The 10,437-nt window shown below is 75.2% G+C and carries 11 protein-coding genes and 1 pseudogene; 7 read left to right on the plus strand and 5 right to left on the minus strand.

Annotated elements, in window-relative coordinates; translation table 11 throughout:
* The first annotated feature begins 90 nt into the window (after positions 1–90).
* The 6 genes from kamE (at position 91) to ACNTMW_RS26065 (ending at position 6,187) form a co-directional block, all read left to right on the plus strand.
* The gene (gene kamE / locus ACNTMW_RS26040) at positions 91–837 is read left to right on the plus strand and encodes a lysine 5,6-aminomutase subunit beta (RefSeq protein ID WP_426636441.1); all 747 of its coding nucleotides are present in this window, start codon (positions 91–93) and stop codon (positions 835–837) included.
* The gene (gene kal / locus ACNTMW_RS26045) at positions 834–1,217 is read left to right on the plus strand and encodes a 3-aminobutyryl-CoA ammonia lyase (RefSeq protein ID WP_426636442.1); all 384 of its coding nucleotides are present in this window, start codon (positions 834–836) and stop codon (positions 1,215–1,217) included. Before kamE ends, kal begins: the two co-directional genes overlap by 4 nt.
* 101 nt (positions 1,218–1,318) lie before the next feature.
* Entirely contained in the window at positions 1,319–2,662 is a 1,344-nt protein-coding gene (locus ACNTMW_RS26050; protein ID WP_426636461.1) for a glutamate mutase L, read from the plus strand.
* Positions 2,663–3,134: 472 nt separating this feature from the next.
* Positions 3,135–4,859 (plus strand): apolipoprotein N-acyltransferase, encoded by a 1,725-nt coding sequence (lnt, locus tag ACNTMW_RS26055; protein WP_426636443.1) that lies wholly within the window; start codon positions 3,135–3,137, stop codon positions 4,857–4,859.
* Positions 4,856–5,662, plus strand: coding sequence for a polyprenol monophosphomannose synthase (locus tag ACNTMW_RS26060; protein ID WP_426636444.1), 807 nt, complete (start codon positions 4,856–4,858; stop codon positions 5,660–5,662). Before lnt ends, ACNTMW_RS26060 begins: the two co-directional genes overlap by 4 nt.
* Positions 5,663–5,677: 15 nt before the next feature.
* Positions 5,678–6,187, plus strand: coding sequence for an FxsA family protein (locus ACNTMW_RS26065; protein WP_426636445.1), 510 nt, complete (start codon positions 5,678–5,680; stop codon positions 6,185–6,187).
* Positions 6,188–6,262: 75 nt separating this feature from the next.
* Here ACNTMW_RS26065 and ACNTMW_RS26070 read toward each other — a convergent pair whose 3' ends face one another.
* The 4 genes from ACNTMW_RS26070 to ACNTMW_RS26085 form a co-directional block, all read right to left on the minus strand.
* Positions 6,263–6,604 carry an RNA polymerase-binding protein RbpA gene (locus ACNTMW_RS26070; protein WP_426636446.1) on the minus strand — a complete coding sequence of 114 codons (342 nt, stop codon included), beginning with the start codon at positions 6,602–6,604 and terminating at the stop codon, positions 6,263–6,265.
* A gap of 183 nt (positions 6,605–6,787) precedes the next feature.
* Positions 6,788–7,894, minus strand: a complete 1,107-nt coding sequence (locus ACNTMW_RS26075) for a hypothetical protein (protein WP_426636448.1) — start codon at positions 7,892–7,894, stop codon at positions 6,788–6,790.
* A 70-nt stretch (positions 7,895–7,964) separates the two neighbouring features.
* A complete protein-coding gene (locus tag ACNTMW_RS26080) occupies positions 7,965–8,378 on the minus strand; it encodes a hypothetical protein (RefSeq protein WP_426636449.1) in 414 nt (137 codons plus the stop codon).
* A 61-nt stretch (positions 8,379–8,439) separates the two neighbouring features.
* Positions 8,440–9,360 (minus strand): EamA family transporter, encoded by a 921-nt coding sequence (locus tag ACNTMW_RS26085; RefSeq protein ID WP_426636450.1) that lies wholly within the window; start codon positions 9,358–9,360, stop codon positions 8,440–8,442.
* Between the two features lie 74 nt (positions 9,361–9,434).
* Here ACNTMW_RS26085 and ACNTMW_RS26090 point away from each other — a divergent pair, with 74 nt between their 5' ends.
* Positions 9,435–10,328: a LysR family transcriptional regulator gene (locus ACNTMW_RS26090; protein WP_426636452.1), complete on the plus strand. Its 894-nt coding sequence runs from the start codon at positions 9,435–9,437 to the stop codon at positions 10,326–10,328.
* Here the strand turns inward: ACNTMW_RS26090 and ACNTMW_RS26095 are convergent.
* Positions 10,323–10,437 (minus strand): annotated as a pseudogene (locus tag ACNTMW_RS26095) (IS5 family transposase); the annotation flags it as partial. The gene ACNTMW_RS26090 and the pseudogene ACNTMW_RS26095 overlap by 6 nt on opposite strands.

Consider the following 10,437-nt stretch of genomic DNA (forward strand, 5'->3'; position numbering starts at 1 on the left):
GGCCGTCGCCCCCACGGTCGGCGCGACGTCGGGGACGTTGTCGTCTCAGGGCCGTGCCGAGACCACCGTCTCCCGGGAGTTGTGAGGATCATGGGCGAGATCGTGCGTCCGTACGGGGACACCACCGGCGACGGGATGGTGCAGGTGTCGTTCACCCTGCCGGTGCCGTGCGACAAGCGCGCCGAGGGTGCGGCGCTGCAGTTGGCCGCGAAGATGGGCCTGGACCCGGCGATGGTGGTGCACGCCAAGCAGATGGGCGAGGGTTTCACGTTCTTCGTGGTGTACGGGCGGGTGAACCACCTTGTCGACCTGTCGCAGGTTGTGGTGGCCGAGCGGGACTTCCCGCTGTTGTCGCCCAAGGAGGTCAACGGGCTGGTCAAGCAGCGGCTGCGGCGCAAGCTGGTGGTGGTCGGGGCGTGTATCGGCACCGACGCGCACACCGTGGGTATCGACGCGATCCTCAACGTCAAGGGCATCGCCGGGGACAAGGGGCTGGAGTACTACCGGGAGCTGCGGGTGGTGAACCTGGGCGCCCAGGTGGCGGTGCCGGACCTGGTGGCGGCGGCCCGGGCGGAGAAGGCCGACGCGGTGCTGGTCAGCCAGGTCGTCACGCAGCGCGACGCGCATCTGCACAACACGCGGGAGATGTCGGCGGCGTTCCGGGAGGCGGTGCCGGCCGACCGGCGGCCGTTGCTGGTCGTCGGCGGGCCGCGGTTCGATGAGCTGATGGCCGCCGAGTTGGGCGTGGACCGGATCTTCGGTCGGGGTACCACCCCGCGTGAGGTGGCCAGCTACCTGGTCCACGCGTTGATCGTCAAGAGAGCGAAGGCAGCATGAGCGTTGGTCTGACCGTCACCCACCGGCGGTACGTGCCGTACTCGCACGCCCACTACGCCGGTGCCCTCGTCGACGGCGCGTACGCGTTGGGCCTGTTCGGCGACGTCGCCACCGAGGTGTGTATCCGTATCGACGGTGACGAGGGGCTGTTCGCGTCGTACTCCGACGTGCAGTTCCGCGCGCCGGTGCGGGCCGGGGACGTGCTGGAGGTGACCGCGACGGTGACCCGGATGGGTACCCGCAGCCGCACGATCGACTTCGTCTGCGCGGTTGTCTGCCGCGGCCGTCCCGACACCGGCGGGTCGGCGGCGGAGGTGCTCGACCCGCCGGTCGTGGCGGTGACGGCGACCGGCACCGTCGTGGTGCCGCCGCGGGCGTGACGGCCACCTGCGTGACGGCCGGTCCGGCGGCGACGGTCGCCCGGACGGTCGTCGGGGCGGCGACCGCGGTGCGGTACACGGTGCCGCCGGCCGGCGCGGCGCTGGTGGTGTGCGCCGACGTCGGGTCGACGTACACGAAGGTGGCGGTGGTCGACGTGGCCGGCGGCGCGCTGGTGGCGACGGCGGCGCATCCGACGACGGCGGCCACGGACGTGATGCGCGGCTTGGACGCGGCGGTGGCGGCCGTGGCGGGGCTGCTGCCCGGCCGGGACCTGTCGCGGTGGGAGGTGTGTTCCAGCGCCGGTGGCGGGCTGCGGCTGGCCGTCGTCGGGTACGAGGCCCTCGTCAGCGCCGAGGCCGGGCAGCGGGTGGCCACCAGCGCCGGGGCGCGGGTGGTGCACGTGGCCGCGGGGCGGCTGGACCGGGCCGGCGTGGCGGCGCTGCGGGCGGTCCGCCCGGACGTGGTGCTGCTGGTGGGCGGGACCGACGGTGGGGACGCCGACACGGTGCGGCACAACGCGGGCCGGTTGGCGGCGGCGCGGCTGCGGGTGCCGGTGGTCGCCGCCGGGAACGCCGACGCCCACGACGACGTGGTGGCGGTCCTGGCCGCGGCGGGGGTGCCGGTGGTGGCGTGCGCCAACGTGCTGCCGCGGATCGGGGTGCTGGCGCCGCAGCCGGCGCGCGCGGCGATCCGGGAGGTGTTCCTGCGTCACGTCATCGGCGGTAAGCGGCTGTCGCGGGATCCGCGGTTCGCGGCGGCGGTGCGCGGCGCGACCCCGGATGTGGTGCTCACGGCGGTGGAGTTGCTGGCCGAGCGGGGCGCCGGGGACTTCGCGGTGGTCGACGTGGGTGGGGCGACGACCGACGTGTACTCGGTGGTGACGCCCGACGCGGAGCGTGCGCATGGCCCGGCGCGGGAGGTGGCCGGGGTGTTGTGGCGTGGCCGGACGGTGGAGGGTGACCTGGGGGTGCGGTGGAACGCGCCGGGGGTGGTGGCGGCGGCCCGGGCGGAGAAGCTGGTCGACGAGGCCGAGGCGGAGGTCCTCGATGCGGCGGCGCGTACCCGGGCGGCCGATCCGGGGCTGCTGGCCGCCGACGTGGCGGTGGATCTGCGGCTGGCGGAGCTGGCGGCGGTGGTGGCGCTGCGCCGGCACGCCCGGGGGGAGCCGGCCGGTGGGCCGGGGACGCCCCGGCGGGGCGGCAAGGATCTCGGTGGGGTGCGGCTGCTGGTCGGTTCGGGTGGGGTGCTGCGGCACGCGCCGGGTCCGGCGGGGGCGGCGGTGCTCGACGCGGTGTTGGCCGATCATGCGGGCGGGTGGCGGTTGCCGCGGGCGGCGGCGCGGCGGGTGGACACCGCGTACGTCCTCGCCGCGGTGGGGTTGCTCGCCGGGGATTTCCCCGACGCGGCCGTAGCACTAGCGCAACGATATATGTACGCTCAGTGATACCTTCCGACACGCCCGTGCGACACGCCGTCCCGGTCGGGGGATAGTCGCCCGACCGGTTGACAGCGCCCGGGGTAGGTCACGTACCGTCTTTGAGTCCAGCTTCGGAAAGCGACTGCTGTTCGCTTTGCCTCTTCGTTCGCTGGCCGTACGTCGAGCCATCCGGCATGGCGTGGGCCAGGTCCAGTGGGCGGGGGTCGGCGGGGCGGCGCGAACCGGTCGCGCTCCGGTGTGCAGGGCGTGTCGCACGGCCAGTAGACAACGACCAGACGCGGGCAGCCGGTCCGCTCCTGGCCGGAACGAAGGTCGTGTTCGGCGCGGGCTGTGACACCGGCCGGGAAGGGCCTGGGAGCGCGGGGCGCGGCCATTACGGTCGCGCCCCGATTTCATGTGCGGCCCCGGGCCGGTCGAGGCGTCCTCCCGGTCCGGGTGAGGCGCCCCTCCCAGCTGTTTCCCAGTCGCTGCGGGCAGAATGGGCAGCCCAGCCCAATCGAGAGAGGCCCACGTGACGGCGGTAGGCATGGACACGGTGACCCGCCCGGCATCGACGGCCGCGCCGGCGGCGTCGCGGGCCGGCCGGACGGTCGCCGGCGTGGTGGCCGCGGTGCTGGCCGGGCTGGCGCTGCTGGTGGCGTTCCCGCCGTACGGGCTGTGGTGGCTCGCCCCGGTCGGGGTGGCGCTGCTGGCCCTGGCGGTCACCGGCCGGCGGGTCGCCGGCGGCCTGGCGCTGGGCGCGGTCACCGGTGCGGTGCTGTTCACCCCGCTGCTGCACTGGACCAACACGCAGGTCGGCTGGATGCCGTGGCTGCTGCTGTGCGGGCTGCAGACGGTGTACGTCGCGGTGATGGGCGCGGCGGCGGCCTTCACCGGGCCGCTGGTGCGGCGGTTCCCGGCGGCGCTGGCCCCGGTGACCGGCGTGCTGTGGGTGGCGCAGGAGGCGCTGCGCGACCGGACCCCGTTCGGTGGGTTCCCGTGGGCGCGGCTGGCGTTCAGCCAGGCCGATTCGCCGCTGCTGCGACTGGCCGCCGTGGGCGGGGCGCCGGCGGTCACGTTCGCGGTGGCGTTGACCGGGGGACTGCTCGCCGTCGCGCTGCGGTACGCCGCGGCGTACCGGTACCGCGGTCCGGCTCCCGTGTCCGACCAGGCCGGTGCCGGGGTGGACGGCGCCGGTCGGCGCCCGGCGCCCCGGGCGGGCCGGCTCGCGGCGGTGTACGCCGCCGTGGCAGCGGCGGTGCCGGCGCTCGCGGTGGCCGTTCCGACCGCCGCGCCGACCGGCCGGCCGGTCACGGTCGCCTACGTGCAGGGCAACGTGCCGCGGCTGGGATTGGACTTCAACGCCCAGCGCGAGCGGGTGCTGCGCAACCACGTCGAGGGCACCGAGGAGCTGGCCCGGCAGGTCGCCGCCGGTCGGGTGGCCCGGCCCGACCTGGTGGTCTGGCCGGAGAACGCCAGTGACGTCGACCCCGTCGCCGATCCGGGCGCCGGGGACCTCATCACCGGGGCGGCCCGTGCCGTCGGCGCGCCGATCCTGGTCGGTGCGCTGCGCGAGGGGCCCGGCGACCACGTGCGCAACGTCGGCCTGGTGTGGCTGCCCACCGGCGGGCCGGTCGACATGTACGTCAAGCGGCATCCGGTGCCGTTCGCCGAGTACGTACCGATGCGGTCGCTCGCCCGTAAGGTCACCACCAAGGTCGACCTGGTCCGCGCGGACTTCCTGCCCGGCGACCGGGCCGGGCTGCTGCGGGTCGGGCCGGCAACGGTCGGTGACGTCATCTGTTTCGAGGTCGCCTACGACGGCCTGGTCCGCGACACCGTCACCGGCGGCGGCGAACTGATCGTCACCCAGACCAACAACGCCACGTTCGACGCGGACGAGGCGAGCCAGCAGCTGGCGATGGTGCGGCTGCGGGCCGTCGAGCACGGCCGGGACGCCATGATGGTCTCCACCGTGGGGATCTCGGCGTTCGTGACCGCCGACGGGCGGGCGCACGAGGCGAGCGCGTTCAACACCCCGGCCGTGCGGATCCGCGAACTACGGTTGGGGCAGGCCCGTACGCTGGCCACCGAGCTGGGCGCCGCACCGGAGTACGTGTTGCTGGCCGCCGCTGCCGCCGCGCTCGTCGGCGCGGCCTTCCTGCGCAGGACGCCACGGCCGGCCGCCACCGGCGGTCGCCTTCACCGCGAGGAGGAAGCGTGAACGACAGCGCCAATACCCCGGCCAGCCCGCCCGCGAGCCACCCCGGCGTCGGCCGGGTACTCGTGGTGATCCCCACCTACAACGAGGCCGACAACATCGCCGCCATCGTCGACCGGGTGCGCCGCGCGGCGCCGGCCGTCGACGTGCTGGTCGTCGACGACAACTCCCCGGACGGCACCGGCGTGGTCGCCGACGAGCTGGCCGCCGCCGACCCGCAGGTGCGGGTGCTGCACCGCGCCGGCAAGGAAGGCCTCGGCGCGGCGTACATCGCCGGGTTCACCCTCGCCCGGGAACGCGGCTACGACGCGGTCGTCGAGATGGACGCCGACGGCTCGCACGCCCCGGAGGAACTGCCGCGGCTGCTCGACGCCGCCCGCGACGCCGACGTGGTGATCGGGTCGCGATGGGTGCGCGGCGGGAAGGTCGTCAACTGGCCGGCGCACCGGCTGCTGCTGTCGCGCGGCGGTTCGCTGTACACGAGGGTGGCGCTGGGCCTGCCGGTGCGGGACGCCACCGCCGGCTACCGGGTGTACCGCACGCCGGTGCTCGACAAGCTCGACCTCGACCGGGTCGCCTCGCAGGGGTACTGCTTCCAGATCGACCTGGGGTGGCGCGCCTACCGGCAGGGTTTCCGGATCGCCGAGGTGCCGATCACGTTCGCCGAACGGGAGCGGGGGGCGAGCAAGATGAGTTCGGGCATCGTGCGGGAGGCGCTGTGGCGGGTGACCGCGTGGGGCATGCGGGCCCGGGTCGAGACGGTGAAACGGGCGCTGCGCCGCGGCGACCGGCGGTCGGGCACGTGAGTGGGGGTGCGTGACATGCGCCGCGCTCCGCTGATCGGCCTGGCCGTCGCCGTGACGGCCGTGGTCGAGGTCGTCGTGTTCGTCGGGGTCGCCCGGGCCCTCGGGCTGGGCTGGGCGGTCGCCGCGTTGCTGGCCGTGTCGCTGGTGGGTGGTTGGCTGGTGCCGCGCCAGGGGGTACGGGCGTGGCGGCGGTTCCGGTCGGCCGCCACGGCGGGTCAGCCGCCCGGCCGGCAGGCCACCGACGGGCTGGTCGGACTGGTCGGGGCGCTGCTGCTGGCCGTACCGGGGTTCGTCACCGGCCTGCTCGGCGCGGCGCTGCTGGTGCCGCCGCTGCGCTGGTACGCCCGTGACCGGGTGGAGCGGATGGTCGAGCGGCGGACGTCGCCGTCTTTGGCGGGCAGCCTGTTCGGGCCGCGCCGGGTACGGGTGCGGGTGCGTCGCGGACGGCCGAACCCGCCACCACCGCCGCCGCCGGCCCCGCCGACGGCGGCGATCGAAGGGGAGATCATCGACCGTCGGCCGTGAGTCGATACGACGACAGCCGCCCCGACCAGGTCGGGGCGGCTGTCGTGAGTCCTGTGGTGCCTCGTGCGGTGGCCGTCAGGCCCGGCCGCGCCGGGTGCGTACCTCCTGCAGCCGCTCGGCGAGGATGTCCTCCAGCTCCTCGATCGAGCGCCGCTCCAGCAGCATGTCCCAGTGGGTGCGCGGCGGCTTGGCCCGCTTCTGCTCCGGCTCGCTGCCGTCGACCAGCCGCGCGACGCTGCCGTCGAACTTGCACTCCCAGGTCATCGGGACCTCGGCGTCGACGGCGAAAGGCACCTCGAACTGGTGGCCCTTGGCGCACAGGTACTCGCGGGTCTGTCGTGGCGCCAGCTCGGTGTTGCGGTCGGACTCGTAGCTGACGGCTCCGAGGCGGCTTCCGCGCAGCATGCGCTCGCCCATGATCGGATCTTCCCCTTCGGGTAGTGTGCGGTCTTCCTCTGCTTCAACGACACGGGTCGTCCTGGCGATTCCCGGGCCGGCTGATGGTATGTCCGCGACCGTCCGGGCAAGCTCGGTACGCCATTTTACCCATGATTCATACGCGGCGGCGAATCGTACGCCGCACGACCTTGGCGCGCAACATCACGGCGTGAGCGCGGCGGCCAGGTTCGCCAGCTGTTCACCGAGGCGGCCGATCTGCGCGTGCGCGGCCGACAGTTCGGTGCGTACCGTGTCGCGTTCGGTCTCGGCCGCCCGCAGCCGCTGTCGCAGGTCGTCGGCGCCGGTCCGGGCGGCGGCCAGCTCGGCGGTGAGCGTCGCCAGCTGCTGCTGCGCGGCCGACAGTTCGTCGCGCAGCCGCTGTGCCTGTGTCTCGGCGGCCGTCACCCGGTCACGGGCGGTGTCGCGGTCGCGGGTGGCGGCGTCGGTGGCGCGGACCGCCGCGGCGCGGGCGTCCTCGGCGTCGGCGGCCTGCCGGCGGGCGGCGTCCCGGTCGCGGTGCGCCTCCGCCCGCAGCGCCTCCGCGGCGACGGCCCGGGCGTGGGCGGCATCGGCGGCCTCGCGGGCCGCGGCCGCCTCGCGCCGCGCGGCGTCGGTGGCCTCCCGGGCGGCCGCGACCTCCCGGTCGGCGGTCTGGCGGATCTCGCGGACCGCGTCGGCCGCCTCGGCGTGGGCGGCCTCGACGCGCTGGTCGGCCTCCACCCGGGCGACCCGGATCCGCTCGTCGGCCTCCACCCGGGCGGCCTCGACGCGCTGCTCGGCGTCGGCGTGCGCGCGCCGGACGGTGTCGGCCGCGGCCGACACCGACTCCTCGGCCTGCGCCCGGGCGGTGTCGGCGTCGGCGCGGGCCGCGTCCGCGGCCTCCCGCGCCGTGCGGGCCTGCGCCCGGGCCGCCCGGGCCTCCTCGCGGGCCTCGTCGCGTTCGGCGTGCGCGGCCGCGACGGCGGCGGCCGCCTCCGCGCGTACCGCCGCGACCTGCCGCTCCACTCCGGCCGGGGACAGTTCGGCGTGCAGCGCCGCGGCGAGGGTCTCGGTGGCCTGTTCGAGCCGGTCGACGACCTCGAACGCCCGCGCGACCTGGCCGGACAGGCCGGGGGAGTTGCGCTGGCGCATCCGCGCCGCGCGCGCCGCCGCCTGGCAGGCGCCGTCGTTGTCCCGGCAGTACCGGAACGGACGCCCCGCGCTGCCGCGCTGCGGCACGTCCCGCCCGCAGTGCGCGCACGGCCGGGTGGACTCAGACTGCTCACTCACCAGCGAGAATCTACTGGTGTGCCGGCCGGGACGGGAGGGCGCCACGGCCGGTATCGGCCCGCGCCGGTCGTCACGCGACCCGCGCCGCCGACCGCCGCGGGGCGCCCGACGTCACCAGGCTCCACAGCAGCAGGCTGAACGGGGCCAGCACCGCCAGCAGCGCCAGGCCACCGGCGGCGCCCGCCACGGCCAGACCGAGGACGGCCTGTATCACCAGCGCCGCCACGATCAGCCCGCGGGCCACCCGGCCGAACGGGCGGCCGCGCACCGCGGCGACGGCCAGTGGCACCGCCGGGGCGGCCAGCACCGCCGCGAGCACCGCGCCCGCCAGCCACACCGCGAGTCGTCCGTGCGCGGCCGGCAGGCCGCCCATCGACATGGAGTACGCGTCGATGACCTCGCCGAGCACGTACATCGCGCCGCCGACGGCGGCGGCCTCCAGGACGCCGCACACGGCGGCGAGCAACAGGACAAGCGCGCGCATGGGCAACCTCCCCGTGAACGGCGGATGTGCGAGTCAAGCTACCGACAGGTAGCGGCCGGTTTCAAGCGCCCGCGACGCCGGCGGGCGCCTGCGCGTGGTCGGTGGTCCGCGGTGGATGCCCGCCGGTGCCGGGCCGCGCGCCGACCACCAGGGCGAGCCCCACGAGCACCACCGCCGCCACGGCCGCGGTGCGCCAGGTCAGCGGCTCACCGAGGACGACCGCCGAGGTGGCCACCCCGACGACCGGTACGAGGAGACTGAACGGGGCCACCCGGCCGACCGGGTACCGGCCGAGCAGTCGGTTCCACCCGCCGAAGCCGAGCAGGGTCGACACGTACGCGATGTACGCAACCGCCAGCAGTGCCCTGCCGGTGAGGTGGCCGAGCATGTGGGTGACCGTCGCGGGGCCGTCGGTTGCCGCCGCGAGCGCCAGCAGCGGCAGCGGTGGGACGAGGCTGGAGTAGGCCAGCATGGACACCGGCCGGCGTTCCCCGCTGGCGCGCACGATGACGTTGCCGGCCGCCCACGCGGCGGCCGCGAGGAGGGTCAACACGAACCCCGCCGCGGTGGCGTGCCCGCCGTGACCGGCGGCCAGCACGCCGATACCGGCAGACGCCACGACGACCCCGACGGCCTGGCGGGTGCGGATCCGCTCGCCGAGCAGGGTGGTGGCCAGCAGCACCGACAGCGGCGCCTGCGCCTGCAGCACCAGCGACGCCATCCCGGCCGGCATGCGACCGGCCATGGCCGTGAACAGCAGGCCGTACTGCAACGCCCCGAACACCGCGCCGTATGCGACGACGTACCGGGCGGACGCGGTCGGCCGCGGCACGAAGAACACCAGCGGTACCGCGCAGGCCGTGAACCGCAGCGCGGTCAGCACCAGCGGGGACAGGTCCCGCAGTCCGACGTCGGTGACGACGAAGTTCACTCCCCAGATCGCCGCGACGACGACGGCCAGGACACGGTGGCGTAGCTGCATGGGACAAGCCTCGCCACCACCACCATTCACGTCCAGTTCATAATCCTTCACTCATGCTGTAGCGTCGCTTCATAATGGAGCTGGATGCGCGGCGGCTGCGGGTGCTGCACACGGTCGCGCTGCGCGGCAGTGTGACGGCTGCCGCCGCAAGCCTGCACATCAGCCCGTCCGCGATCAGCCAGCAACTCGCCCAGCTCGAACGCGAGGCCGGCTGCGACCTGGTCGAGCGGGCCGGTCGGGGGATCCGCCTCACCCCGGCCGGGCAGGCCCTCGCCGCCCACGCCGAGCAGGTGCTGCACGCCCTCGACCGGGCCGCCGCCGCGGTCGCCGCCGCCCGCACCGGGGTCGCCGGCACCGTCTGGGTCGGCACGTTCCCCAGCGCCGGCGTGTTCGTCGCGCCGGCCGCGGTGCGGGCCCAACAGCGCCACCCGGCGCTCGACGTCCGCGTCACCGAGGCCGAGGACGAAGCCAGCCTGCTGGACCTGCGGCTGACCGCCCTCGACGTGGTCGTCATGCAGGAGTACGACCACGTGCCGGTCACCCTGCCGCCCGGTGTGACCGCCCAGACGGTCGCCCACGACCCGCTGTACCTGGTGACGCCGGCGACCGGCCCGCTCGCCGGCCGCGCCCCGCTGTCCGACCTGCGCGACGCCCCCTGGATCGCCCCGGGCCCCGACACCCCGTGCGGCCGCGCCACCCGCCAGGCCTGCCGCGACGCCGGCTTCGAACCCGACATCCGCCACACCGCCCTGGACTTCGCCCTGATACTGGACATGGTCGCCGCCGGCCTGGGCGTGGCGTTGATCCCGGCGCTGGGCCTGCGCACCCTCCCCACAGGGGTGCGCGCCGCGCCGACGTGCGTCCCCGCGCTCAAACGCACGATCTTCGCGGTGACCCGTACCGTCGGCGTCGGTCAGCAGCGCCCCGCCGTCGCGGCGCTGCTGACCGAACTAGGCCGTGTTTCATAGGCCGGGCCGGAGCCACTCGTTGATGGCGACGACGTGGAGTGTGGCCAGGTAGCGCACGGCGAGTTTGTCGTAGCGGGTGGCCACACCACGATGACGTTTGAGCCGGTTG

This window comes from Planosporangium spinosum, from assembly GCF_049999945.1.
Taxonomy (GTDB): Bacteria; Actinomycetota; Actinomycetes; order Mycobacteriales; family Micromonosporaceae; genus Planosporangium; species Planosporangium spinosum.

Excerpts from the sequence above, each read along its gene's own strand:
- kal (WP_426636442.1), top strand. The coding sequence starts at position 834 with ATGAGCGTTGGTCTGACCGTCACCCACCGGCGGTACGTGCCGTACTCG.
- lnt (WP_426636443.1), top strand. The coding sequence starts at position 3,135 with ATGGGCAGCCCAGCCCAATCGAGAGAGGCCCACGTGACGGCGGTAGGC.
- ACNTMW_RS26080 (WP_426636449.1), bottom strand. The coding sequence starts at position 8,378 with ATGCGCGCGCTTGTCCTGTTGCTCGCCGCCGTGTGCGGCGTCCTGGAG.
- ACNTMW_RS26065 (WP_426636445.1), top strand. The coding sequence starts at position 5,678 with ATGCGCCGCGCTCCGCTGATCGGCCTGGCCGTCGCCGTGACGGCCGTG.
- kamE (WP_426636441.1), top strand. The coding sequence starts at position 91 with ATGGGCGAGATCGTGCGTCCGTACGGGGACACCACCGGCGACGGGATG.
- ACNTMW_RS26090 (WP_426636452.1), top strand. The coding sequence starts at position 9,435 with ATGGAGCTGGATGCGCGGCGGCTGCGGGTGCTGCACACGGTCGCGCTG.
- ACNTMW_RS26085 (WP_426636450.1), bottom strand. The coding sequence starts at position 9,360 with ATGCAGCTACGCCACCGTGTCCTGGCCGTCGTCGTCGCGGCGATCTGG.
- ACNTMW_RS26070 (WP_426636446.1), bottom strand. The coding sequence starts at position 6,604 with ATGGGCGAGCGCATGCTGCGCGGAAGCCGCCTCGGAGCCGTCAGCTAC.